This window comes from Rhodococcus pyridinivorans, from assembly GCF_900105195.1.
Classification (GTDB): domain Bacteria; phylum Actinomycetota; class Actinomycetes; order Mycobacteriales; family Mycobacteriaceae; genus Rhodococcus; species Rhodococcus pyridinivorans.
In genome coordinates this window covers 452,714-474,808 of sequence record NZ_FNRX01000002.1, presented here as the reverse complement: position 1 = coordinate 474,808, position 22,095 = coordinate 452,714, and the positions used below count along the sequence as shown (strand labels likewise).

31 protein-coding genes are annotated in these 22,095 nt (G+C 66.4%); 18 read left to right on the top strand and 13 right to left on the bottom strand.

What is annotated here, in order from left to right:
- Positions 1 to 103 precede the first annotated feature (103 nt).
- From BLV31_RS02875 to BLV31_RS02850, 6 genes are all read right to left on the bottom strand, one after another.
- A complete protein-coding gene (locus tag BLV31_RS02875) occupies positions 104 to 295 on the bottom strand; it encodes a hypothetical protein (RefSeq protein ID WP_006550829.1) in 192 nt (63 codons plus the stop codon).
- A complete protein-coding gene (locus BLV31_RS02870) occupies positions 292 to 1,113 on the bottom strand; it encodes a carbohydrate ABC transporter permease (protein ID WP_064060761.1) in 822 nt (273 codons plus the stop codon). The genes BLV31_RS02875 and BLV31_RS02870 overlap by 4 nt, the downstream gene beginning before the upstream one ends.
- An 83-nt stretch (positions 1,114 to 1,196) precedes the next feature.
- Positions 1,197 to 2,270 carry a carbohydrate ABC transporter permease gene (locus BLV31_RS02865; protein WP_019290533.1) on the bottom strand — a complete coding sequence of 358 codons (1,074 nt, stop codon included), beginning with the start codon at positions 2,268 to 2,270 and terminating at the stop codon, positions 1,197 to 1,199.
- A gap of 17 nt (positions 2,271 to 2,287) precedes the next feature.
- Entirely contained in the window at positions 2,288 to 3,571 is a 1,284-nt protein-coding gene (locus BLV31_RS02860; RefSeq protein WP_006550832.1) for an ABC transporter substrate-binding protein, read from the bottom strand.
- A gap of 157 nt (positions 3,572 to 3,728) precedes the next feature.
- Positions 3,729 to 4,802 carry an ABC transporter ATP-binding protein gene (locus BLV31_RS02855; RefSeq protein WP_064060739.1) on the bottom strand — a complete coding sequence of 358 codons (1,074 nt, stop codon included), beginning with the start codon at positions 4,800 to 4,802 and terminating at the stop codon, positions 3,729 to 3,731.
- 47 nt (positions 4,803 to 4,849) lie between these two features.
- Positions 4,850 to 6,304: an alanine/glycine:cation symporter family protein gene (locus BLV31_RS02850; protein ID WP_064060762.1), complete on the bottom strand. Its 1,455-nt coding sequence runs from the start codon at positions 6,302 to 6,304 to the stop codon at positions 4,850 to 4,852.
- Between the two features lie 97 nt (positions 6,305 to 6,401).
- Between BLV31_RS02850 and BLV31_RS02845 the strand changes: the two genes are divergently transcribed.
- The 12 genes from BLV31_RS02845 (at position 6,402) to BLV31_RS02790 (ending at position 13,466) form a co-directional block, all read left to right on the top strand.
- Complete coding sequence (locus tag BLV31_RS02845) at positions 6,402 to 7,211, top strand: DUF2786 domain-containing protein (RefSeq protein ID WP_033098495.1); 810 nt, start codon at positions 6,402 to 6,404, stop codon at positions 7,209 to 7,211.
- Positions 7,208 to 7,735, top strand: a complete 528-nt coding sequence (locus BLV31_RS02840; RefSeq protein WP_064060740.1) for a TIGR04338 family metallohydrolase — start codon at positions 7,208 to 7,210, stop codon at positions 7,733 to 7,735. Before BLV31_RS02845 ends, BLV31_RS02840 begins: the two co-directional genes overlap by 4 nt.
- A gap of 297 nt (positions 7,736 to 8,032) precedes the next feature.
- Complete coding sequence (locus BLV31_RS02835) at positions 8,033 to 8,725, top strand: hypothetical protein (RefSeq protein ID WP_064060741.1); 693 nt, start codon at positions 8,033 to 8,035, stop codon at positions 8,723 to 8,725.
- Between the two features lie 5 nt (positions 8,726 to 8,730).
- Positions 8,731 to 9,999, top strand: a complete 1,269-nt coding sequence (locus tag BLV31_RS02830; RefSeq protein ID WP_064060742.1) for an SRPBCC family protein — start codon at positions 8,731 to 8,733, stop codon at positions 9,997 to 9,999.
- Positions 9,996 to 10,406, top strand: coding sequence for a gas vesicle protein GvpJ (gvpJ, locus tag BLV31_RS02825; protein ID WP_024102484.1), 411 nt, complete (start codon positions 9,996 to 9,998; stop codon positions 10,404 to 10,406). The genes BLV31_RS02830 and gvpJ (BLV31_RS02825) overlap by 4 nt, the downstream gene beginning before the upstream one ends.
- Entirely contained in the window at positions 10,406 to 11,218 is an 813-nt protein-coding gene (locus BLV31_RS02820; RefSeq protein WP_033098477.1) for a GvpL/GvpF family gas vesicle protein, read from the top strand. The genes gvpJ (BLV31_RS02825) and BLV31_RS02820 overlap by 1 nt, the downstream gene beginning before the upstream one ends.
- A gap of 2 nt (positions 11,219 to 11,220) precedes the next feature.
- Positions 11,221 to 11,475 (top strand): gas vesicle protein GvpG, encoded by a 255-nt coding sequence (locus tag BLV31_RS02815; protein WP_019290525.1) that lies wholly within the window; start codon positions 11,221 to 11,223, stop codon positions 11,473 to 11,475.
- 4 nt (positions 11,476 to 11,479) lie between these two features.
- Complete coding sequence (gene gvpO, locus BLV31_RS02810) at positions 11,480 to 11,776, top strand: gas vesicle protein GvpO (RefSeq protein ID WP_019290524.1); 297 nt, start codon at positions 11,480 to 11,482, stop codon at positions 11,774 to 11,776.
- Complete coding sequence (gene gvpJ, locus BLV31_RS02805) at positions 11,773 to 12,171, top strand: gas vesicle protein GvpJ (protein WP_006550843.1); 399 nt, start codon at positions 11,773 to 11,775, stop codon at positions 12,169 to 12,171. Before gvpO ends, gvpJ (BLV31_RS02805) begins: the two co-directional genes overlap by 4 nt.
- On the top strand, positions 12,164 to 12,952 hold the full coding sequence (locus tag BLV31_RS02800; RefSeq protein ID WP_006550844.1) for a GvpL/GvpF family gas vesicle protein: 789 nt from the start codon (positions 12,164 to 12,166) through the stop codon (positions 12,950 to 12,952). The genes gvpJ (BLV31_RS02805) and BLV31_RS02800 overlap by 8 nt, the downstream gene beginning before the upstream one ends.
- Positions 12,949 to 13,176, top strand: coding sequence for a gas vesicle protein (locus BLV31_RS02795; RefSeq protein WP_064060743.1), 228 nt, complete (start codon positions 12,949 to 12,951; stop codon positions 13,174 to 13,176). The genes BLV31_RS02800 and BLV31_RS02795 overlap by 4 nt, the downstream gene beginning before the upstream one ends.
- The gene (locus BLV31_RS02790; RefSeq protein WP_064060744.1) at positions 13,173 to 13,466 is read left to right on the top strand and encodes a gas vesicle protein K; all 294 of its coding nucleotides are present in this window, start codon (positions 13,173 to 13,175) and stop codon (positions 13,464 to 13,466) included. The genes BLV31_RS02795 and BLV31_RS02790 overlap by 4 nt, the downstream gene beginning before the upstream one ends.
- 10 nt (positions 13,467 to 13,476) lie before the next feature.
- On the opposite strand, the gene BLV31_RS02785 is transcribed toward BLV31_RS02790, so the two are convergent.
- Positions 13,477 to 14,613: an acyl-CoA dehydrogenase family protein gene (locus BLV31_RS02785; protein WP_006550847.1), complete on the bottom strand. Its 1,137-nt coding sequence runs from the start codon at positions 14,611 to 14,613 to the stop codon at positions 13,477 to 13,479.
- 10 nt (positions 14,614 to 14,623) lie between these two features.
- Positions 14,624 to 15,793: an acyl-CoA dehydrogenase family protein gene (locus tag BLV31_RS02780; protein ID WP_019290521.1), complete on the bottom strand. Its 1,170-nt coding sequence runs from the start codon at positions 15,791 to 15,793 to the stop codon at positions 14,624 to 14,626.
- 102 nt (positions 15,794 to 15,895) lie between these two features.
- Between BLV31_RS02780 and BLV31_RS02775 the strand changes: the two genes are divergently transcribed.
- On the top strand, positions 15,896 to 16,522 hold the full coding sequence (locus BLV31_RS02775) for a TetR/AcrR family transcriptional regulator (protein ID WP_006550849.1): 627 nt from the start codon (positions 15,896 to 15,898) through the stop codon (positions 16,520 to 16,522).
- 157 nt (positions 16,523 to 16,679) lie between these two features.
- On the opposite strand, the gene BLV31_RS02770 is transcribed toward BLV31_RS02775, so the two are convergent.
- The 3 genes from BLV31_RS02770 to BLV31_RS02760 all read right to left on the bottom strand — a co-directional run bounded on the left by BLV31_RS02770 (position 16,680) and on the right by BLV31_RS02760 (position 18,411).
- Positions 16,680 to 16,892: a hypothetical protein gene (locus BLV31_RS02770; RefSeq protein ID WP_060652491.1), complete on the bottom strand. Its 213-nt coding sequence runs from the start codon at positions 16,890 to 16,892 to the stop codon at positions 16,680 to 16,682.
- Between the two features lie 6 nt (positions 16,893 to 16,898).
- Positions 16,899 to 17,141 carry a transposase gene (locus BLV31_RS25760; RefSeq protein ID WP_081263412.1) on the bottom strand — a complete coding sequence of 81 codons (243 nt, stop codon included), beginning with the start codon at positions 17,139 to 17,141 and terminating at the stop codon, positions 16,899 to 16,901.
- Between the two features lie 313 nt (positions 17,142 to 17,454).
- Positions 17,455 to 18,411 carry an ERCC4 domain-containing protein gene (locus tag BLV31_RS02760; RefSeq protein WP_019290518.1) on the bottom strand — a complete coding sequence of 319 codons (957 nt, stop codon included), beginning with the start codon at positions 18,409 to 18,411 and terminating at the stop codon, positions 17,455 to 17,457.
- Between the two features lie 156 nt (positions 18,412 to 18,567).
- Between BLV31_RS02760 and BLV31_RS02755 the strand changes: the two genes are divergently transcribed.
- The 3 genes from BLV31_RS02755 to BLV31_RS24905 all read left to right on the top strand — a co-directional run bounded on the left by BLV31_RS02755 (position 18,568) and on the right by BLV31_RS24905 (position 19,783).
- Entirely contained in the window at positions 18,568 to 19,065 is a 498-nt protein-coding gene (locus BLV31_RS02755) for a hypothetical protein (RefSeq protein WP_064060745.1), read from the top strand.
- Complete coding sequence (locus tag BLV31_RS02750; protein ID WP_064060746.1) at positions 19,062 to 19,373, top strand: plasmid pRiA4b ORF-3 family protein; 312 nt, start codon at positions 19,062 to 19,064, stop codon at positions 19,371 to 19,373. The genes BLV31_RS02755 and BLV31_RS02750 overlap by 4 nt, the downstream gene beginning before the upstream one ends.
- Positions 19,374 to 19,543: 170 nt before the next feature.
- The gene (locus BLV31_RS24905; protein ID WP_064060747.1) at positions 19,544 to 19,783 is read left to right on the top strand and encodes a hypothetical protein; all 240 of its coding nucleotides are present in this window, start codon (positions 19,544 to 19,546) and stop codon (positions 19,781 to 19,783) included.
- Positions 19,784 to 19,948: 165 nt separating this feature from the next.
- Here the strand turns inward: BLV31_RS24905 and BLV31_RS02740 are convergent, their stop codons facing one another.
- Both BLV31_RS02740 and BLV31_RS02735 read right to left on the bottom strand, forming a co-directional pair.
- The gene (locus tag BLV31_RS02740) at positions 19,949 to 20,203 is read right to left on the bottom strand and encodes a Txe/YoeB family addiction module toxin (protein WP_024102500.1); all 255 of its coding nucleotides are present in this window, start codon (positions 20,201 to 20,203) and stop codon (positions 19,949 to 19,951) included.
- On the bottom strand, positions 20,200 to 20,448 hold the full coding sequence (locus BLV31_RS02735) for a type II toxin-antitoxin system Phd/YefM family antitoxin (RefSeq protein ID WP_060652490.1): 249 nt from the start codon (positions 20,446 to 20,448) through the stop codon (positions 20,200 to 20,202). Before BLV31_RS02735 ends, BLV31_RS02740 begins: the two co-directional genes overlap by 4 nt.
- A gap of 95 nt (positions 20,449 to 20,543) precedes the next feature.
- Here BLV31_RS02735 and BLV31_RS25690 point away from each other — a divergent pair, with 95 nt between their 5' ends.
- Positions 20,544 to 20,813 (top strand): pirin-like C-terminal cupin domain-containing protein, encoded by a 270-nt coding sequence (locus tag BLV31_RS25690; protein WP_064060748.1) that lies wholly within the window; start codon positions 20,544 to 20,546, stop codon positions 20,811 to 20,813.
- Positions 20,814 to 21,279: 466 nt separating this feature from the next.
- Positions 21,280 to 22,074, top strand: coding sequence for an LLM class F420-dependent oxidoreductase (locus BLV31_RS02725; RefSeq protein WP_019290512.1), 795 nt, complete (start codon positions 21,280 to 21,282; stop codon positions 22,072 to 22,074).
- Positions 22,075 to 22,095 lie beyond the last annotated feature (21 nt).

Sequence of the window (22,095 nt, the reverse complement as noted above, 5' to 3'; positions counted from 1 at the left end):
GTCTCCCGCCCACCGTATGGTACGGAAACGACCACGAGACGCCTCCGGAACACCGGTACGGTGCTCCTTCTCACGTCACGGCGGGGCCATCGTCACGACAGGGTCAGCCCGATCGGCGCCACGCGCGGAACGCGAACCCCCACATCACGACGAATGCGAGCAGCACGAGGGACGGCACGATGCCGGGTTGCGGCGACGTCAGCTCGGCGACCGCGGAGATCACGGCCATCACCGTGAACACCGTGAGCAGGCCGAGCAGCATCTCGAGTCGGTTCCGGCGCGGAACCTTCCTCACGACTTGACGCCACCCGCGGTCAGACCCGAGATGATGCGTCGCTGGAAGAGCAGCACCATCACCACGAGCGGCACCATGACGAGCGTGCCGCCGGCCATGATCGACGCGTACGGGGTGACGTACGGGTCGGTGCCGGTGAACCGTGCCATCGCCACCGTCACCGGGGCCGTGCTCTCGCTCGACAGCTGCGACATCAGCAGGTACTCGTTGACGGTCGCGATGAAGGCGAGGATCGCCGTGGTGAACAGCGCAGGTGCCGCGAGCGGCAGCATGACCAGGCGGAACGCCTGCCCGCGCGTCGCGCCGTCCATGCGGGCGGCCTCCTCGAGCTCCCACGGCAGTTCGGAGAAGAACGAGGTGAGCGTGTAGACGGTCAGCGGCAGCACGAACGAGATGTTCGGGATGATCAGCGCCTGGTACTTGCCGATCCAGCCGATGTCGGTGAACAGCTGGAACAGCGGCGTCACGAGCGCGACGACCGGAAACATCGACGCGCCGAGGATGATGCCGGTGACGAAGTACTTGCCGCGGAACTCGAAGCGCGACAGGGCGTAGGCGGTGAACACGCCGAGCAGCAGCGCGACCGCCGTGGTGGCGCCGGCGATGATGACGCTGTTGAGCAGCGCCCGCGAGAAGTTGACCTTGGCGTCGGGGTCGAGCGCGTCGGCGAAGTTCTGCAGTGTCGGGTTCGACGGCCACAGGGTCGTGCTGAACGTCTCCGACGGGTCGCGCAGGGCCGTGACGATCATCCAATAGCAGGGGGCCAGGCCCCACAGGACGATCAGCGCGACACCCAGATAGGTGCCGACCGTGCTCATCCTGCGCTTGAACGGCACCTTGCGGGTCTGCACCGGCGTGGGCTCCGGCTCCGGCCGGCTCCGAGGAATCTCGGTGGTGACGGTCATACGACCTCCCCCTTACGCTGCTTCTCCTGCGTACTCACCGCGTTGGCGCCGAGGAACCGCACCAGCACGAAGGCGACGGCGAAGATGAGCAGGAAGGTGATCGTCGACAGGGCGGACGCGGAGTTCGAACCCTGACGCATCTGGTCGACGACGAGCACCGAGATCGTGGACGTCGCCGGATTGGACCCCATCATGATCGCGGGCAGGTCGTACATGCGCAGCGCGTCCATGGTGCGGAACAGGATCGCCACCATGAGGGCGGGCTTGACCAGCGGCAGCGTGATCATCTTGAACCGCTGCCAGGCGTTCGCACCGTCGACCTTCGCGGCCTCGTAGACGTCCTGCGGGATCATCTGCAGGCCGGCGAGGATGAGCAGCGCCATGAACGGTGCCGTCTTCCACACGTCGGCGACGATGATCGCGAAGCGCGCGGGCCACGGATCGGCGGTCCACAGGTAGTCGGTGCCGAGCAGTTTGTTGGCGGCACCGTCGTTGGCGAAGATGAAGAACCACAGCTTGGCGGTGACGGCGGTGGGGATCGCCCACGGCACCAGCACCGAGGCACGCAGCAGGCCGCGACCCCGGAACGACTTGGCCATCACGATCGCCATCGCGAAACCGATCACCGTCTCGAGCGAGACCGTGACGACGGTGAAGAAGAAGGTGTTGAAGATCGACTGCCAGAACTGGGAGCCGAGGGTGCCCGGAGGGCACGGGATCGAACCGGTGGCGGTGTTGCAGGTCTGGGTGATCCAGCGCGTGTAGTTCTCGATCCCCACGAAACCCCCGGTGACGAATCGGCCCGTCTCGGGGTCGAGTCGCTTCGAGTCACCGTGCAGCGACATCCACACCGCTCGTCCGAGCGGGTACAGGATGATCACGGCCAGGACGAGCATCGACGGGGCGACGAACATCCACACCGGGATCTTGCGCCGCTTCTTCACCGCCGTGACGGGAGGTGCGGGCACGCGGTGACGTCCGCCGACACGTCCGCGGTCGGGACCGGGGACGGTCCCGACCGCGGGGGCGTGTGGCGGATCCGCGGGAGTGTCGACCTGCGGGTCAGCCATGTACTGCTCCTAGAGCATCAGTTGCCGGCGGTCTCGATGCCGGCCCGGGTGTCGTCCAGCGCCTGCTGGACGGTCTTCTCGCCACGGATCGCAGCGTAGGCGTTGTCGGCGATCGCCTTCGACACGGCCGAGTAGTACGGCGACGCCGGACGCGGCTTGGCGGCCTCGAGGGCCTCCTTCAGCGTCGAGAAGTAGGGGTACTGCTCGAGGATCGAGGCGTCGTCGTAGACCTCGGCGAGAACCGGGGCGCCGCCCGCTTCCGCGTAGTACATCTGCGCCTGGCGGGTCTGCATGAACTCGAGGAAGTCGCGCGCGGTGGCGGGAGCATCCGAGAACGCGCTGATGCCGACGTTGTAACCGCCGAGCGTCGAGACGCCGGGGCCGTCGACGCCGGGCAGGACGGCGATGCCGTAGTTGCCGGCGACCGATGAGGTCTCACCGTCGGTGTAGAAGCCGGGCCACGTGCGCAGGAACAGTGCCTCGCCATTGCCGAAGGCGGTCTGCGACTCGCCCTCGGTGTAGGTCTGCGCGGCGGCCGGGATGATGCCGTCCTCGAAGTTGTCGACGATGAACTGCAGGCCCTCGGCCGTCTTGTCGTCGACGGCCGGGGTCAGGCCGTCCTCGGCGACGAAGGAGCCACCGAAGGCGTTGACGATCTCGGTGACGTTGACCGTCAGGCCCTCGTAGTTCTTGAACTGACCGATGTAGCAGGCGATACCCGCCTCCTCGGCCTTCGGGCACTCGGCCTTCAGGTCGTCCCAGGTCGCGGGGGCCTCGTCGACGAGGTCGGTGCGGTAGTAGAGGAACGCGCCGTTGGTGTTCTTCGGGGCGGCGTACAGGGTGCCGTTGTAGGTACCCGACTCGACGGTCGCGGGCAGCAGGCCCTCGGTGTCGATCGCCAGGTCGTCCTCGAGGGGGAGCAGCCAGCCGTTCGCGGCGAACTCCGCCGTGTTGGTGACGTCCACGGCGATGAGGTCGTATTCGTCGCTGCGGGCCTGCATCCGCTGGGCGATGTCGTCGTACTGGTCGTTGGCCTCCTTGGCCAGCGGCTTGAACGTCACCTGCTCGTCGGGATGCTCGGCGTTCCAGTCGGCGATGATGCTCTCGAGCGCCGCGTTCAGGGGATCCTGCCCCTCGACGATCGTGATCGGGCCGCGGCCCTCACCGGAAGCAGCGGTATCCTCGCCGCCGGTCGAGGTGTCGTCGCCACCGTTGTCCGACGAGCAGCCCGCGAGAACGAGCGCGGTCGCGGCCGTAGCGGCGATCGCAGCCCTCCGCATCGCCTTCGTATTCAGAACCATCAACAACTCCCCATTTCGAGGTCGTAGAACACACGTCGGTGACCCAGCTGCACCGACACCGGCCACTACTGTGGCACGCAGCACCGGTAAAAGTCGGCATTCCGCCCATCCTGAATCGGTCGAGTGTCGACTCCGCAGACCGATCCCGGAGCGGTGATCAGCCGATCCGCTTCCCGTCGGACGTTCCGAAGACGTGCACGTGCTCGGGGTCGAAGCGCAGGTACAGCCGGTCGCCCTTCTGCGGAGGGTTGCGCCAGTCGCTGCGGGCGACGATCTGCTGGCCGATCCCGCCGACGTCGGCCCGGCCGTAGACGTAGGCCTCCGAGCCGAGCTCCTCGACCACGTCGACATCCATGGCCAGACCCTCGTTCGAGATCTCGAGGTGTTCGGGCCGGATCCCGAGCACGACCTCCTTCTCGGTGACCTGGCCGACCACGTCGCGCGGCACCGGTACGTGGGTGTCGCCGATCATCGCGCCGCGGTCGAAGACCGGGAGGCGGAACAGGTTCATCGCGGGCGAGCCCATGAAACCGGCGACGAAGACGTTCGCGGGCTTGTTGTAGAGCACGCGCGGCGACGCGCACTGCTGCAGGATGCCCTTCTCGAGCACAGCGACGCGGTCGCCCATCGTCATGGCCTCGACCTGGTCGTGGGTGACGTAGACGGTGGTGGTGCCGAGGCGGCGCTGCAGCTGTGCGATCTGCGTGCGGGTCTGCACGCGGAGTTTGGCGTCGAGGTTCGACAGCGGCTCGTCCATGAGGAAGACCTGCGGCTGGCGGACGATGGCGCGCCCCATCGCGACGCGCTGACGCTGACCGCCGGACAGCGCCTTGGGCTTGCGGTCGAGGAACTGCTCGAGGTCGAGCATCTTCGCGACCTCGACGACCCGTTCGCGGATCTCGTTCTTGGGTATCTTGGCCAGTTTCAGCGCGAAGCCCATGTTCTCCGCGACCGACATGTGCGGGTAGAGGGCGTAGTTCTGGAACACCATCGCGATGTCGCGTTCCTTCGGATCCTGCCCGGTGACGTCCTGGTCGCCGATGAGGATGCGTCCGCTGTGCACCTCCTCGAGACCTGCGAGCATGCGCAGCGAGGTCGACTTGCCGCAGCCCGACGGTCCGACCAGGACGAGGAACTCGCCGTCCTCGATCTCGAGGTCGAGCGCGTCGACCGCAGGCGTACTCGAGCCGGGGAACAGGCACGTGGCCTTGTCGAAGGTCACCGACGCCATCTCGAAGATCCTTTCCGAAGCGGTACACGCTCGTGCGGTAGGGGAATCTACCGTGCGTCGCTCGATCGGCTCTCGACCGGCGTGACGTCGTCGTCGTTCCACACCTGGATTCCGCGGAGGCCCGGGACGTCACCGGCGCGGAAGACGGGGTCGCGACCCTGCTTGCGTTGCGCGCTGTAGTGATGGAACAACGCGTAGGCGATACCCGACAGTGGGATCAGGGCGATGAGGTTGACGGTGGCCATGATTCCCATGGCGAGGTCGGCCAGCGCCCACACCAGCGGCAGCGAGCCGATGGCCCCGAGGAAGACGCACAGCACGACCGCCGAGCGCAGGTAGGGCAGAATGCGGCGCGATCCGGTGAGGAACTCCATGTTGGATTCGCTGTAGTAGTAGTTGCCGATCACCGAGGTGAACGCGAGGAAGAAGATCAGCACGGCGAGGAAGTGCACCGTCCAGTCACCGAGCTGCAGCGCGAGCGCGTTCTGCGTCAGAGCGGCGCCCTCGAGACCGCTGCCGAATTCGGGTTCCGACAGCAGGATGATGAAAGCCGTGATCGAGCAGACCAGCAGGGTGTCGAAGTAGACGCCGAGGCTCTGGACCAGGCCCTGCTTGACCGGGTGGGAAACCGCGGCGGCGGCGCCGGCGTTGGGCGCCGAGCCCATGCCGGCCTCGTTCGAGAAGAGACCTCGGCGGATGCCGTTCATGAAGGCAGCGCCGAAGCCACCACCGATGACCTCCTCGAGACCGAAGGCGTTCTCGACGATGAGGCGGAACGTGGCCGGAACCTCGCCGATGTTGAGGACCACGACGATGATGCCGATGACCAGGTAGACGAACGCCAGGACCGGCACGACGATCTGGGAGACGCCGGAGATGCGGCGGATTCCGCCGAAGATCACCGCGCCGACGATGAGGGCGACGGCCAGCCCCACGATCACCTGGAGTGCCATGGTCTTCTCGCCGACGGAACTCGAGACGGCGTCGACGATCGAATTGGTCTGCACCGCGTTGAACACGAATCCGTAGGTGATCGTGATGATGACCGCGAAGATCATGCCCATCCAGCGTTTCCGCAGCCCGTACTGCATGTAGTAGGCGGGGCCACCGCGGAAGCTGCCGTCCTCGTCGCGCACCTTGTACAGCTGGGCGAGCGTGGACTCGAGGAAAGCGGTCGCTGCACCGACCAGAGCCATCGCCCACATCCAGAACACCGCGCCGGGACCACCGAGGCTGATCGCGATCGCGACACCGGCGACGTTGCCCGTTCCCACGCGGGAGGCCGCCGAGACGGAGAAGGCCCGGAAGGCGGACAGGCCGGGTTCTCCGTTGGGTTGTCTCTCGGGTTTCTCCACGATGGAACGCAGCATGTCGGGCAGGAGCCGGATCTGGATGAACCGGGACCGGATCGTGTAGTACAGGCCCGAACCGATGAGCAGTGCGATCACCGCATACCAGAACGTGTCGTTGATATCGGTGACGAAATCGACCGCAGTGTCCATCTGCACGATCTTGGTGGGTCGCAGGTGGTTTCGCAGGAACTTCGTGCATGTTCCCGGTCTCGTGGGCGGAGTCGGTGCCAAGCTCTACGCTCGCTGGGTGAGTTCGGACAAGATGTTGAGTCGTATCGGCGGGTTGCTCCGCCAGGCGGAGTCCACCGACAACCCTCACGAGGCCGACGCCTTCCTCGCCGCGGCGCAGCGGCTCGCGACGTCCTCCTCGATCGATCTGGCGGTCGCGCGCAGTCACACGGCGGCGAAGGAACGCCGCGCGACTCCCGTGCAGCGACTGATCACCATCGGCGAGACGGGCAAGAAGGGACTGCGCACCTACGCCCAGTTGTTCATCGCGATCGCCGGGGCCAACGACGTGCAGTGCGACATCACCGCGAACTCCACCGTCATCTACGCCTACGGCTTCGCCGACGACATCGACGTGTGCGAGGCGCTGTACTCCTCCCTGCTCGTGCAGATGGTGCGGGCGTCCGACGCATATCTGCGCGAGGGCACCTACCGGAACGAGACCACGGTGCGCACCGTCGTCGAGGAACGCGGTGGCCGCCGTGTGCGCACACGCGTGCGCAAGCCCGTTGCCGCGGTGACGGCCCGGCTGAACTTCCAGTCGGCGTTTGCCGCCCGCATCGGCGCCCGGCTGGCCGAGGCGAAGCAGGAGATCGAACGCGAGGTGGAAACATCCGCGCCCGGTACGGCGTTGGTGTTGCGTGGGAAGAGTCTGGAACTGCAGGACTTCTACCGCAGTACGTCGCAGGCACGGGGCAGTTGGCGGGGAAACCGGGCCCCGTCGGCGCGCTCGGCCGATGCCCGGCGCGCGGGCGACCGCGCCGGACGCGCGGCCCGGCTGGGAACGGCACCCGAACTGCCGTCGGCTCCGAGGAGGCTGGAACGGTGACCAAGGTGCGCGACACCCGCAGAACCGCTGTGTACGAAGCGGAGTCCATCGTACGGAAGATGCTCGACCGCGCCGACGAGCGCGGTCTGCGGACCGTCGAGGTAGCCGGTTCCCACGTCACGCTCCCGGTGGAGAGACGGTTCGCCTCCATCGCCTCGGTCCAGGACTACATCGACGCCGTGCTCGCCCTCGACTGGGTACGCACCCAGTGGGAGCGCGCCGCCGTGCCGGTGCGCGTGCGGGCCCGTGCGGGCAACGCGGCCGCACACTACGAACGCGACTGCGCGACGATCGCTCTTCCCGAGCACCGGGTGAACACCGCGTGGGCGTTCCGCGAGATGGTGGTGTTGCACGAACTCGCGCACCATCTCGATCCGCAGGATCCCGACGACGCCACCGAGGGGGCCCACGGGCCGGCCTTCGTCGACCGCTTCCTCGCACTCGTCGGCGAAATCATCGGTCCGGAAGCAGCATTCGCTTTGCAGGCGACAGGGATCGCCACCCCGGTGCATCCGCGGCGATAGCCTCCGGTTTCCGGAATCCTTACCGGCTCGAGAACCTTTCTTTGGCATGCCCGCGGACGGCCGGTCGAGATCTGTAGCAGGCCTCGTATCCTGTTGCACAACATACTGATTGGTACTTTTCGAGCCCGTCGTTCACTCCGGAATCCGCATGCCGACGAAGCACGCGAATCAAGGCCTCGAGTGACGTACTGTGGTTTGCATCACACAAAGACGCGCATCGGCTGCGTACCGTACCGAGACCTCCCCGGCCCCTTCCGAGCACGCCACACGACGCGCGGCATACGAAGGAGAACGGTGATGAAACCCGGAGCACGAGTCGCCCTCGGTGTGGGCATCGGATATTTCCTCGGCCGTACCAAGAAGATGCGGGTGGCCATGATGCTCGCCGGTGCCGGAATGACCGGCAAACTGCCCAGCAATCCGCAGGAACTCCTGCAGCGCAGCGCCTCGATGCTCGGCTCGTCTCCCGAGATCAGCAAGATCACCGAATCCGTTCGCGGAGAACTCATGCATGCGGCTCGTGCCGCTGCCGTGACCGCGGCCAGCAACCGGATCGACGCCCTCAACGAACGTCTGCAGTCCCGTGCGAGCGGTGGCGGGCGATCGGAGGAACCCGAGGATGCCGAATACGAGGACGAATACGAAGAATCACGCGACGAGGAGGAAAGTCGCGGCAGCAGGCGTCGCGGCAGCCGGAATCGGGACGAGGAGCCGGATTACGACGAGACGGACGAAGAGGGTTCCGACGAAGAGGATTCGGGCGAGGAGGATTCGGGCGACGAAGAGGAGCCGGAACCCGAGCGTCCCGCACCGCGGCGCCGTGCAGCCCGCGCCACATCCCGTCCGCGGACGTCCCGCAGCAAGAAGACGGCCGACAGCGAAGATCCGGACGACTCGGAGGAGGCACCTCCGAAGCCGCGCAAGCGCGCAGCGCGTAGCACTGCGTCGTCCTCCTCCGGTCGTGCGCCCGTACGTCGAACGAAGCGGTGAGAGCGATGGCCAGGTTGAGCGATGTATCGGGCGGAGTCGCCGACGCGGTGGGCAAGGCCGGGAAGACCGCGACCGATACCGCCGGTAAGGCGGGCCGCACCGCCTCGGACACGGCAGGGAAGGCCACGGGCGGACTGACCGGCGGTCTGCAGCAGTCGTTGCAGGGCCTCGCAGGAACCGTCGCGCAGAATGCGTTGTCGAGCCTGTCGGACAGGGTCACCGGCACGGCGGGACGATTACAGGATTACTCCGAGGGCAAAGGCGGAAATCTGGCCAGTGCGCTCACCGGCGTCGACAAGCTCGCTCAGGGCGAGTCGCCGCTGAAGGCGGCGGCGAGCTCGGGGTTCGAGAATCTGAAGAACACGGCGAAGGACAAGTTCGAGGACGTCAAGGAGGCCGTCACCGGCGGGGGCAAGGGGGGCGGCGGCGGCAACAAGAAGATCAAGCTCACCAACATCGTCGAGAGCATCGACGTGGGGGTGCCGGTCGATCTGGCCTACGACCTGTGGACGCAATTCGCCGACTGGCCGAAGTTCATAAAGAAGGTCGAACAGGTCGAGCAGGTCCAGGACGAGAAACTCCATTGGACGGGCAAGGTTTTCTGGTCGCGTCGGAACTGGGAGTCCACGATCCTCGAACAGGTGCCGTTCGAACGGATCGTGTGGCGTTCCAAGGGAGGAAAAGGTTACATCGACGGCGCGGTGACCTTCCATGAACTCACGCCGGATCTCACCCGGATACTCCTGGTGCTCGAGTACCACCCCCGGGGCCTGTTCGAGCGCACCGCGAATCTGTGGCGGGCGGTGGGTCGCCGGTCACGCCTGGAACTGAAGCACTTCCGGCGCCACGTCATGACCGAAGCCGTGTTGCATCCCGACGACGTCGTCGGCTGGCACGGCGAGATCCGCGACAGCGAGGTCGTCAAGGACGACGAGACCGCGCGCCGGGAGGAAGAGGAGCAGGAGCAGGAGGACACCGGCGAGAACGGCGAGGAGTGGGAGACCGACGCCTCCGGTGACGAGGACGAGATCCGCGACGAGGACGAGGATTTCGAGGAGAGTGAGCCGTCCGAGGACGAAGGCGACGAGGAGTCGGCCGAGGATGAGGAGGATCTCGAGGACGAGTATCCCGAGGAGGACGAGTCCTCCGACGAAGAACCCGACGACGAAGAGGAAGAGCCCGAACCGCCTCGGAAACGTGCGCCCGCCAAGCGGACCCGGGCGACGAAGAGCACCGGTACGCGCTCGTCCCGCTCGAGAGGATCCCGGTCATGACCATCCAACCTGCAGGGGGCGGCGGTGGAGGCGGCGGGGGCGGTATGGCCCGTCCCAATTCGTCCGGCCTCGCCGACGTCATCGACACCATCCTCGACAAGGGCCTCGTCATCGACGCGTTCGTGCGTGTCTCGCTCGTCGGTATCGAACTGCTCACCATCGACGCCCGCGTCGTCGTGGCCAGTGTCGACACCTATCTGCGTTTCGCGGAAGCGGTGAACCGGCTCGAGATCTCCGACAACGAGCCGAAGGGCCTTCCGGATCTCGTCGGCGACATCACCTCCGGCGGTTCCAAGCACAAGACGAAGGGCGCGCTCGAGGCTGCGGGGGAGAAAGTCAGCGAGTTCCTCGGGGACGTCCAGGAGCAGCGGCAGCCCGCTCGACGATCACGCAGGGGTGAGGACTGATGTCCACCGAACAGACCGAACGACCCGAGCAGGGCGACAGCGACGAAACCGCCACGACCACTGCGGTCTACGTCTACGGCATCGTCCCGTCGGATGTGGAACCGGAGGAGCATGCGGAAGGGGTGGGCAATCCGCCGGCCGAGGTGTCGGTGGTCAAGTCCGGTCGCATCGCTGCACTGGTGAGCGAGATCCCGACCGATCGCGCTCTCGGCACACCGGACGATCTCGAGGCGCACGCCGCGTTGCTCGACGGGACCGTGACGGTCGCCCCCGTGCTCCCGCTGAGATTCGGTGCCGTCCTCACCGACCGGGACGCGGTGGCCGCGGAATTGCTCGAGGGGAACGAGGACGAACTCGCCTCGGCCCTCGACCAACTCGACGGTCTCGCACAGTTCGTCGTGAAGGGACGGTACGACGAGAGGGCGATCCTGCAGGAGATCCTCGAGGAGAACTCCGAGGCGGCGCAGTTGCGGGAGCAGATCCGTGGGCAGTCCGAGGACGCGACCCGCGAGGCGCGAATGGCGCTCGGGGAGATCATCAACGCGGCGATCGAGGCCAAACGGAACGAGGACACGCGCCGCACGGTCGAGGCCCTGTCGTCGCTCGACCCGATGGTCAACGAGCGGCAACCCACGCACGAGCAGGATGCCGTGCACATCGCCGTCCTCGTCGAACTCGAGCGGCAGGACGAACTCGAACAGGCCCTGCAGGAACTGGGTCGGGAATGGGAAGACCGGGTCGAGATCTCGTTGCTCGGCCCGATGGCGGCCTACGACTTCGTGGCGAAATCCGACCCCGGCGAAGGAGGTTGACGATGGGTCTGCTGACCTCCCTGCTCACGCTGCCCCTCGCTCCCGTCAGGGGAGTGATGTGGCTCGGAGAGATCATCCAGGAGCAGGTCGAACAGCAACTGCACGATCCCGCCAACGTGCGGCGCGAACTCGAGCAGATCGAGGAAGCGGCGGAGGCGGGTGAGCTGACCCCCGAGGAGAAGGACGAGGCGCAGCAGGCCGTGCTGAACCGCATGATCTCCCGGGGCGGCTCCGGCCCCGCCGGGGGAAAGGAGTGATCCCGTGGCGCAGGACACCGGCCCGCCCGCGATCTCGGCGGCCGAGGCCGCATCGGCGGCCCTCACACATCTGAAGGAACTGACCTCGAAGGAAGCTCAGGGGGTCACCTCCGTCGAACCCACCGAGGACGGATGGGTCGTCGAGGTGGAGGTCGTGGAAGACAGGCGGATTCCGTCGTCGGCCGACATGCTCGCGCTCTACGAGGTGGAGGTCGATCTGGACGGTGATCTGCTCGCGTACCGGCGGACCCGGCGTTACGGACGCGGCAGCAGCGACATCGGCGCAAGGACCGGGTCATGACGGTGGTCGGTGGGGGAGGCGGCATGTCGTCGCCGCAGCCCTACGGGGGTGGAGGACGGTCGACCAATCTCGGCGACATCCTCGAACGTGTCCTGGACAAGGGGTTGGTCATCGCCGGCGACATCCAGGTGAATCTGCTCGACATCGAACTGCTCACGATCAAGCTCCGCCTCGTCATCGCATCGCTCGAGACGGCCAAGGCCGTCGGGATCGACTGGTGGGAGAGCGATCCGTGGTTGACGAGCAAGGCTCGCTCACCCGAGGTCGATTCGAGCCGGGTGGAACTCGAATTGGAGAACCGGCAGCTTCGCGAACGGTTGGCCGCACTCGAGGCCCGAGCGGAGGAACTGGAGTCGGAACCGGCGGAGATCGTGGACGAGGAGAACCGTGACTGACACGACCGGGACCTGGATGTACGCCGTGACCGACGGGACGCTCGTCGGCCACGAGACCGAGGGCGCCTCCGGCGTCGCCGGCGAGCAGGTCCGCACGGTGCAGGAGGGCGGACTGACCGCCGTCGTCGGAACGGTGCCCCTGGACGATTTCGGCGAGGCCGCACTGGCTCGCAATCTCGAGGACCTGGACTGGCTGGAAAGAGTGGCCCGCGCCCATGATTCGGTCGTCGCCGGATTGGCACGGCACGTCTCCGTGGTACCCCTTCGACTCGCGACCGTCTGCCTCGACGACGAACGGGTCCGGGCCCTGCTCACCGAGCACCGGGAGCAGTTCGCGTCTGCGCTCGCCCTCGTGACCGGTCGTACCGAATGGGGGGTCAAGGCGTTCGCCGATCGCAAGGCGCTGACCGCGGCCGCCGCGGAAGCGCATGCGGAGGGTGCGGGTTCCGGCAGGGGCACGGCCTATCTGCTGCGTCGCCGCGCGCAACTGGCGGCGCAGGAGAGCATCGAACGCGATGCGGCCGAACGCGCCGCCGATATCCACGATCGGTTGCTGCGTGTGTCGGCCGCGGGTCGCCGGAGCGCGCCGACCGATCCGGCACTGAGCGGCAGCCAGGAGTGGATGCTGCTCAACGGGACATATCTCGTCGACGACGACAGGGCGGACGAATTCTATTCCGAGGTGGAGGAACTCGGGTCCCTGAATCCGGGGATCAGGCTCGAGACGAGCGGCCCGTGGCCGCCCTACTCGTTCGCTGGAGCAGAACGGATCTCGCCGTGAGATACGCCGACGGATCGGTGGACGAGGAACGGCGGATCGCTCTGATCGATCTGCTGGATCGGGTGCTGTCGGGCGGCGTGGTCATCACCGGCGACATCACACTGTCGATCGCGAATATCGATCTGGTGCGGATCTCGTTACGCGCGTTGATCTCGTCGGTCAGTACCCTGTCGCTGCCCGGGGTCGACGTCCCCGTTCCCCGTGGGGCCCGGGAGGGTTCGTGAGCGAGCCGGTGAACTTCCCGTCGCGTATCGACGCCGATCCCGAATCCGTGGAGCGGGGTCTGGTGACGCTGGTGCTCACGCTCGTCGAACTGCTCCGGCAGGTGATGGAGCGTCAGGCCCTGCACCGCATGGATGCAGGGGATCTCAGCGACGAGCAGATCGAACGGCTCGGCACGACACTGATGCTGCTCGAGCAGCGCATGGGCGAACTGCGCGACCATTTCGGGCTCACCCCCGAGGATCTCAACATCGATCTCGGTCCGCTGGGGACACTGCTGCCCCAGGAGTGAGCCCGATCGGTCACATTCCGGCGATCTCCACGAGCTCGTAGTCCTTCACACCGCCGGCGAGCACCCGCAGGTGATCGTCCATGGTGCCGAGGGTGTGCTCGATCGCGGTCAGGCGGCTCAGGTAGTGGCCGATGGAGTGCTCGGCCGTGACACCGATGCCGCCGTGCATCTGCACGGACTCCTGGCCGATCTTCCGAGCGGACCGGCCGACCTGCAGCTTGGCGCGCGAGGCGATGGTCGGGTCGACGATGCCGTCGGCGAGGGCCATGGTCGCGTACAGGCTCATGCTCGACGCCAGCTCGTACAGCACGTACATGTCGGCCGCACGGTGGGTGAGCGCCTGGAACATCGACAGCGGCACACCGAACTGCTTGCGCTGCTTGAGGTAGCTCGTGGTCAGCTGCACCGAGGAGTCGAGGGCACCGACCGCCTCGGCGCACAGTGCCGCCTGCGCGTGCACCTGCGCCGCGGTGATGGCGGCGGACGCGTCGGCCGCCTCACCGAGCGGGGTCGCCGCAACATCGTCGAGCACGAGTTGCGCACCGCGACGCTCGTCGTGGGTGCGGTACGGCGTGCGGACCAGACCGTCCGCCGATGCGTCGACGACGAACAGTCCGACGCCACCCTCCGGGAGCTTCGCGGAGACGATGAAGGTGTCGGCGCAATCACCGTGCAGCACAGGATTCTTGCGACCGGAGACGGTCCAGGAGTCGCCGTCGCGCGCCGCGGTGGTGGCCACCTCGGTGTGCGGCCAGCGGCTGCCCGGCTCGTCGTGCGCGAACGCGAGGAGCACGGTGCCCTCGGACAGTTGCGGCAGGATGTCGGAGCGCTGCGCGTCGGTGCCGACCTCGGCGACGAGCCGGCCGGGCAGGTAAACGCAGTCGAGCACGGGCTCGGGTGCGAGCGCGCGGCCGATCTCGGTCATGACGGCCATGACCTCCACCGGTCCGGCTCCCATGCCGCCGTGCTCCTCCGCGAAGGGCAGGCCGAGCACGCCGAGTTCGCCGAGTTGCTTCCATACGTCGCGGTTCCAGCCCAGGTCACCTTCGGCCACCCGGTTGCGCGACTCGACGTCGTACGCGCCGGAGAGCAGGTCGCGGACGGTCGCGCGGAGCATGTCCTGTTCGGTGTCGAGTTCGAAATTCATGTCCGGGGCCTCACAGTCCGAGAATCGAGGAAGCGATGATCGAACGCTGAACCTCGTTCGACCCGCCGTAGATGGTGACCTTGCGGTTGTTGAGGTAGGTCGGCATCGTCAGCTGCGCCCAGTCGGGCGAGTCGATACCGGCCTCGCCGGCGGGCAGCGAATCGGGGCCGGCGATGTCGACGAGCAGTTCGGTCGCGGCCTGCTGCAACTCGGAGCCGCGCATCTTGAGCAGCGACGATGCCGGGTTGGGCTTGCCGTCGGCCGAGCCGGCGACGACGCGTAGCTGGGTGAGCTCGAGAGCGAGCAGCTCGTTCTCGAGTTCGGCCAGTCGTGCCGCGAAGATCGGGTCGTCGAGCAGCGAGCCGCTGCCGTAGCGGGTCTCGGCCGCGAGGGACTTCGCCCGCGCGAGCTTGACCTTGGTGGCGCCGACCCGGGCGATGCCGGTGCGCTCGTTGCCGAGCAGGAACTTCGCCTGCGTCCAGCCGGTGTTCTCCTCGCCGACGAGGTTCTCGGCGGGAACGCGCACGTCTTCGAAGAAGACCTCGTTGACCTCGTAGCCGCCGTCGATCAGTTTGATCGGACGGAGGGTGACGCCCGGGGTGTCCATCGGGAAGAGCAGCATCGAGATGCCGGCCTGCTTCTTCGCGTTCGGATCGGTGCGGACGAGGCAGAAGATCCAGTCGGCGTGCTGCGCGAGCGTCGTCCACGTCTTCTGACCGTTGACGATGTAGTCGTCACCGTCGCGGACGGCGCGGGTCTTGAGGGACGCGAGGTCGGAGCCGGCCTCGGGCTCGGAGAAGCCCTGGCACCACCAGATGTCGAGGTTGGCGGTGGCGGGGAGGAAGCGTTCCTTCATCTCCTGCGAGCCGAACTGTGCGATGACCGGCCCGATCATGGACGCGTTGAACGGCAGCGGGTCGGGCACCGACGCGAGCTGCAGCTCGCTGAGCCAGATGTTGCGCTGCATCGGCGTCCAGTCCTGACCGCCCCATTCGACGGGCCAGTTGGGAACGGCGAGGCCGCGCGAATGCAGGATGCGCTGGACGGCGACGTAGTCGTCCTTGCCCAGCGGAGTGCCGGAGGCGGTCTTCGCACGCACTTCGGCGGGGATCTCGGTGGTGAAGAAGGTGCGCAGTTCGTCGCGGAACGCACGCTCCTCCTCGGTGAGCTTCAGGTTCATGGAGGGACCTTCCAGGGATGCCGGCGCCGTAGCGCTTCTCGCGATTCCAAACTAACCTTACATTGTTAGCTCGTCCAGGTCGGGCCGGAAGGAGGACGATGGATGGCGCGCCCGCGCACGCCTCTGCTCAGCCGTGAGCTCATCCGCGACGTCACGCTACGACTCGTCGACGAGCACGGCCTCGACGCCGTCTCGATGCGTCGGATCGCCGCCGAACTGGGTGTTCGCGCCCCGTCGCTGTACAGCCACTACGCCACCAAGGAAGAACTGCTCGACGACATCGCCGACGCCATCGGTGAATCGGTCGACGTCAGCGGGTTCGCCGAGGACGACTGGCAGGAAGCGCTCCGACGCTGGGCTCGCACCTACCGCGACGCGCTCGCCGCGCACCCGAATATGGTGCCCTTCCTCGCCTCGAGTCCCGGCACCCGGCCCGTCTCCCTCCAGGCGTCCGACGCCATCCACGGCGGCCTCACCCGCGCCGGCTGGCCGCCCCGCTTCGCGACGATGATCGGAGCCTCGATCAAGTACATCGTCATCGGTTCCGCGATCACCTCGTTCGCGGGCGGATTCGACGATCACATCGACACCTACAACGAGCGGTATCCGCATCTGTCGCAGGCGCATCGGCTTCGCGAGTACGCCGCCGAGATCGATGCCGAGAGCTTCGACCTCGTTCTCGAGTCCTTCCTGCGGGAACTCGGGCGACGATACGAGATGTTTCCTTAGCCCGAATGCACCGATCAGCTGAGCGCGTTGCTGTGAATATGGTTGTGCGGTAACGATCGCTCTGCTGACGTGGCTGATCGTCCGACCACTCGGGTCGGGTTGTTCCACTGGATCGTCAAGTCCCGAGTTTTGTTGAGGCTGAGCGTGTGTTCAGTCCTCAGGCCGCAGGTGCGGCCGGTGGTTGTGCGTAGTAGGCGGTCTCGATCTCGGTCGGGGTGCGGTAGTCGAGTATGCCGTGGACCCGTTCGGTATCGAACCAATGCACCCATTGCACGGTGGCCGCTTCGACGTCTTCCCGGCCGGTGTTCTCCGACAGAACGCGACAGATCGGTTCGATCCCCCAGCGGTGTTTGTGTTCGTCGATGAACACAGGCGATTACTTCAGTCGGCGTGGGGCCACCTCGCACTTGCGGGGGACGAACTCCGCCTTCGCGAAAAACACTGTGGCAGAGCGAAGTATCTCCATCAACTGCCGTAGTTCGCGGTTCTCTTTCTCCGGACGGCGGATGCGCGCTTCGGCATCGACCGGCTCGGTCGGGAGCTCGTCGTCTTCGGCTTTGCGCACCCAGGTCCGCAGGGCTTCCTTGTGGACGCCGGTCTGCTCGGCGATCCGGTTGATGGCGCGCCGGTGCGTGTGTCGGGGTCACGGCGGGCTTCGACGGCGAGTCGGGTCGCTCGCTCACGCCAGTTCCTGAGGGTATTTGTAGTTCGCCATGATGAGTCTGGGGTGATCCTTCCGGGATGTCTGGCTCACCCTCAATGAGATCAGGGACGATTCAGTAATCATGCTCGACGATGACGTGATCGCCGTGCTCAGCACGGCGTGGCGTCGAACCGCTGGATGGGGCGCGGTCTATCGAGCGCGCGTGGCAGTCGCCGCGCCTTCCGCACGAAACGGCAGGACGTGGCATCGGCTGCTGCGGCGTTCAGCCTCACCCCGAGGCGTGAGCGTTGCGCCAGGCCGCCCACACCTGGGGACGGAGCCGGCCACGATCGGGGACCTTCATGCCCTCGCCGCGGGCCCACGCGCGTACGTCGGCGGTGGACGGTTCCGCGGTGGGAGCGTCCTTGTGCTGCGGTGTGATGCGGTCACACGCCGCGTCCTCGACGCCGGTCCACTCGTGCGCGGCGGCGAGATAGCGGTAGGTCCACTCCTCGGCGAGCTGACGAGTCTCGCAGAACACGATCGGCACACCGGGGTAGCGGACCTGCAGCTCGGCGAGACCGTCCGCGATCATCGCCGGCCGGACCCGTTCGAACTTGAACACCGCCGAGTAACGGTCTTCGACCACCACTGCGGCGCGGGGCAGGGCAGCGAGCTCGGCCATCGCGAAACGCAGCCTCCCGCTGGTCAGGCTGCCTACCAGGTCGGCCAACGACTTGCGTTCGACCGAGGCGACCAACCGGTCGTCGACGAGCAGACCGTAGTCTCCGCACGCCAGCGCACGGCGGACGGTGTCGACCTGCTGCCCGGGGAATTTGTAGGGGTAACGCTCGTGGGAATCGACGACGATCGTCAGTTCGGCGATGCCGGCGGCTCGGGCGGTGGGGGTGCGCACATTCGGACGTGCCTGCTTCCGAGTGCGCGGGGATTGCCAGAACACGGCATCGCGCCCCCGAGCTTGGGTGAACACGATCTGCGACCGGTTCTCCCGTCCCCGGTCCAGGACCACGTCGATCGCGGCGCCGCGACGCACACACGAACGCAACCGAACCTGCTCGACGATCTCGGGGTCCTCAGGCCACTCGTCGGCCGGAACGGGATAGCAGAACAGGGCTTTGGTACGCGGCCAGGTGTCGGAGGTGCGAAACACCAGTCCGTCCGACAGGGGCAGGCGCAGTAGGAACGGCAGCCGTGATTCCGGGTCCGGGTTGCGGGCGATCACCATGTCCACGAAGTTCGGCGGCCTTTCGCTCGGCGATACATACCGAGCAGTGTCCGATACCGATCGCCTGCCGACAAGCCTGCCGGACACGCGTGTGCGAGGCAGGAATGCATCGGGTGGGCGCGACAGAAACCGGTCGTCGATGAAAGGTCCTGCCACATGTCCGACAAGAGCAGAGGTTCGGCCGGGCAGAAGCGCGCCGCGAAAGCCAAGAAGCGAGCGCAGAAGAACCAGGGGACGGTGGTCTCGCTCGCAGATCGCTCTCGCCGAACCGCGGTCGACGAGTACCAGCGGCTCATACCCATATTCCATGCGTGGCTGCTCGACAGCGGCATAAGCACCGGGGTGGAGATGGCCGCGGCGCACGTCGTCGGTGTCGGGCAGGCAGTGGACTTACTCGCTCAGGACACGATCCGGTTCTCGGCGACCGCGTGGCGCACATCGGACATCGACCATCTGCTCGAGGTGGTGCCGGGCGGTGAACAAGACCGGCTTCTGATCGCCGGTGAGGTGGCGGTATATCTCCTGTTCCTCGGCGAGTCGGGGTTGTGGACGGGCTCGGATGCCGACTTCGAGGACTGTATCGAGACGGTGGACGAGTACATCGACCTCGACGATGACAGGCAGACGATCTGGGATCAGCACTTCCGAAGGTGAGTTCGAAGCTGACCTACGAGTACGACTTCGGTGACAGGTGGATCCACGAGATCGTCGTCGAGGTGATCGGTGATATCGAACCGGACGCTCCACGCGCGGTATGCACGACCGGGCGTGGCATGGCACCCGCCGAGGACTCGGGGGGATCGTGGGGTTGGGAGCACCTCGTCGAGACAGTCAATGATCCGACCGCAGACAAGCACGAGGACATACGCGACTGGCTTGGTTTGGAACCCGGGGAACGTGTCGATCCGAAAGCGTTCGACCTCAACGTGCCGAACGGACGGTTGCGGCGGTTGTTCCGGTAGAACCGGATGACTCGTCGGGCCGCCGGACTCGTCGGCGTACACACCTCACGGCTCACCCAGGCGAGAAGCTCGCGCGAGCGACGCGTCGGTTCGATGATGAGGATGCCACGCCGATCGAGGCGGAGGTCCCCGACGTCGAAGCCGACGCCGTCGGTGAGCAGGTCGACCAGATGCGTCGCGCGGCGCTCGCGGGGGCGGCCCTCGCGAGCGGACTTGTCGCGTTGACCGGATGCGGCGACCAGCCGCGCGACGCTGCGGCAGTGTCCACCTCGTTCAGTGGCCGGGTCGTCACCGGCACCAGCACCGATTTGGACAGCATCGCGCTCGGCTGGGGATACGCACTCGGACACCGAGATCACCACACCTCGACCGGACGAAATCACCACGCGCTGCACCGGCCACGGCGATGACCTGGCCGTCGAGATCACTGCTCCGCACGGGTGGACGATCCGCGCTGCGTACGGCTCGCCGGTACTGGCGGTGGGCAACACCGACCATCGGCAAGGATGTGTCTGCGGTTGCTCAGTCAGAAGTGATAATCCTGCCCGGATTCGGTCGTCGGACCGTGGATCGGGTCAGTAGTGGTAGCGGGCGGCGATGATAACCAGGGCACCGTCGATGACCTCGTAGACCAGGCGGTGTTCTTTGTCGATACGTCGAGACCACAGTCCTGACAGGGCATGTCTGAGCCGTTCGGGTTTGCCGATCCCCGAGTACGGGTCTCGTTGGCAATCCCTGATCAGCTCGTTGACACGCTTGAGCTGCTTTCTGTCGGTCGAGATCCAGAACTGGTAGTCGTCCCAGGCTTCGTCGGTGAAGGTGATGTTCACTCGATGAGTTCCCTTTCGGTGTATTCACCTCCGCGAGCTCTCTGCATGCTGGCGAGCAGTCGTCGGGCGTTGGCCGGAGACTGCATCAGGTACGAGGTCTCGAGCATGGCGTCGTAGTCATCCTTCGACATCAGGACGGCATTGCCCCGCTTGGATACGATTTCCACAGGGGTGTGGTCCTTGTTGACCTGTTCGACCAGCGGAAAGAAGTTCTTTCTCGCTTCGGTAGCAGTGATAGCAGCCATAGGTACTCCTTCTCCGAAGTCTCTCGGCCCAGCTCTTGAACCGGTACATTAAACGGTACCACTTCGGTACGGCATTCGGTACCAAAAGGTGCGAGGTGCGGCTTTCGTTCCCTCTGCTCGTCCATCTGCCGGCGCTGCGCTCCGGGTGCACGCACGCTGGCTCGTCCACCATCGACATCGACACCACCGACGGCGACACCCCCGCACGAATCCTTACCTTCAGCGGACCGCCGATCGGCGAACCCGTGGTGCTCGGCGGACCGTTCGTCATGAACACCAAGGTGGAAATCACCAATGCATTCGAGGACTTTCACGCCGGTAAATTCGGCGACATCCCCAGCCGGTCCCGACTGCAGTACCTCTGATCGACCTTGTCATTGCCGGTGGCGCCGCCAGCGATCGATTCCTCGACGGTAAGCCCGTCGTTCTACTCATCACCCGCGGCGGCTCTTACGGCGCCCGCGCCCCGCGCGACGGCTGGGATCACAGCACCGCGTTCCTCGTCCGAATCCTCGGCGACCTGTGGGGTGGCGACGTCACCGTGATCGGACGCGATTCACACTCGTCGGCGTGAATCCCGCGCTCGACCAGTTCGCCGAGACCGCAGCGACTCTGGAGAAGGACGCGCGGGAAACTGCCGACATGGCCCCGGACCCGGCCCGCCGTCCGGCTGCGCCCGAGCTGGAGGTCATCGTCGTGCGCGTTCCCCTCGTCCGCCGATCGCTATCGAGCCCGGCGGGGAACATTTCGTCGGGTTCCTCCATCTCGGTGCTGCACTCACTTGCTTCAAGAAGCCGTCCACATGAGACACACTCTCTTAACCTGGACTCCATGACGCGCCCCATTCGCATCGGACTCCAACTACAGCCCCAGCAGCAACCCGATTACGGCGTCATCCGCGACACCGTGCTCCGCGCCGAGGACGCAGGCGCCGACATCGTGTTCAACTGGGACCACTTCTACCCGCTCTACGGCAACCCCGACGGCGCCCACTTCGAGTGCTGGACGATGCTCGGCGCCTGGGCGGAGCAGACCGAGCGCGTGGAGATCGGCGCACTGGTCACCGGTGGCGGCTACCGCAACCCCGACCTGCTCGCCGACATGGCCCGCACCGTCGACCACATCAGCGGCGGTCGTCTCATCCTCGGCATCGGCTCGGGCTGGTTCGAACGAGATTACGACGAGTACGGCTACGAGTTCGGCACCAAGGGCTCCCGCCTCGACCTGCTCGCCGAGTACATGCCCCGCATCGTGAATCGCCTCGGCAAGCTGAACCCGCAGCCCACCCGGCACATTCCCATCCTCATCGGTGGCGGCGGCCCGAAGAAGACGCTTCCGATGGTCGCGAAGTACGCGGACATCTGGCACAGCTTCGGCGAGATGGAGACCCACGCCGAGAGATCCGAGATCCTCGCGCAGCGCTGCGCCGAGGCCGGTCGTCGACCCGAGGACATCGAACGGTCCACCTCGTGGCCCGGCGCCGACGCGGCCCCGTCCTATGTGGAGCTCGGGATCACGCAGTTCACGGTGGGTGTCGGTGGTCCCGACTACGACCTCACCGAACTGCGCGAAGCCATCGCGTGGCGAGACGACAACTCCGCACCCCCGCTGACGGGGCTGAGCTGATCCCGGCCCGTGCCGACGGAC

Coding starts and splice junctions, on each gene's coding strand:
- BLV31_RS02835 (WP_064060741.1), top strand. CDS start 8,033: ATGAAACCCGGAGCACGAGTCGCCCTCGGTGTGGGCATCGGATATTTC.
- BLV31_RS02755 (WP_064060745.1), top strand. CDS start 18,568: ATGTCCGACAAGAGCAGAGGTTCGGCCGGGCAGAAGCGCGCCGCGAAA.
- gvpJ (WP_006550843.1), top strand. CDS start 11,773: ATGACGGTGGTCGGTGGGGGAGGCGGCATGTCGTCGCCGCAGCCCTAC.
- BLV31_RS02870 (WP_064060761.1), bottom strand. CDS start 1,113: ATGAGCACGGTCGGCACCTATCTGGGTGTCGCGCTGATCGTCCTGTGG.
- BLV31_RS02855 (WP_064060739.1), bottom strand. CDS start 4,802: ATGGCGTCGGTGACCTTCGACAAGGCCACGTGCCTGTTCCCCGGCTCG.
- gvpJ (WP_024102484.1), top strand. CDS start 9,996: ATGACCATCCAACCTGCAGGGGGCGGCGGTGGAGGCGGCGGGGGCGGT.
- BLV31_RS02780 (WP_019290521.1), bottom strand. CDS start 15,793: ATGAACCTGAAGCTCACCGAGGAGGAGCGTGCGTTCCGCGACGAACTG.
- BLV31_RS02820 (WP_033098477.1), top strand. CDS start 10,406: ATGTCCACCGAACAGACCGAACGACCCGAGCAGGGCGACAGCGACGAA.
- BLV31_RS02865 (WP_019290533.1), bottom strand. CDS start 2,270: ATGGCTGACCCGCAGGTCGACACTCCCGCGGATCCGCCACACGCCCCC.
- BLV31_RS02860 (WP_006550832.1), bottom strand. CDS start 3,571: ATGGTTCTGAATACGAAGGCGATGCGGAGGGCTGCGATCGCCGCTACG.
- BLV31_RS02850 (WP_064060762.1), bottom strand. CDS start 6,304: ATGGACACTGCGGTCGATTTCGTCACCGATATCAACGACACGTTCTGG.
- BLV31_RS02725 (WP_019290512.1), top strand. CDS start 21,280: ATGACGCGCCCCATTCGCATCGGACTCCAACTACAGCCCCAGCAGCAA.
- BLV31_RS02760 (WP_019290518.1), bottom strand. CDS start 18,411: ATGGTGATCGCCCGCAACCCGGACCCGGAATCACGGCTGCCGTTCCTA.
- BLV31_RS02735 (WP_060652490.1), bottom strand. CDS start 20,448: ATGGCTGCTATCACTGCTACCGAAGCGAGAAAGAACTTCTTTCCGCTG.
- BLV31_RS02775 (WP_006550849.1), top strand. CDS start 15,896: ATGGCGCGCCCGCGCACGCCTCTGCTCAGCCGTGAGCTCATCCGCGAC.
- BLV31_RS02830 (WP_064060742.1), top strand. CDS start 8,731: ATGGCCAGGTTGAGCGATGTATCGGGCGGAGTCGCCGACGCGGTGGGC.
- BLV31_RS02815 (WP_019290525.1), top strand. CDS start 11,221: ATGGGTCTGCTGACCTCCCTGCTCACGCTGCCCCTCGCTCCCGTCAGG.
- BLV31_RS24905 (WP_064060747.1), top strand. CDS start 19,544: ATGCGTCGCGCGGCGCTCGCGGGGGCGGCCCTCGCGAGCGGACTTGTC.
- BLV31_RS02785 (WP_006550847.1), bottom strand. CDS start 14,613: ATGAATTTCGAACTCGACACCGAACAGGACATGCTCCGCGCGACCGTC.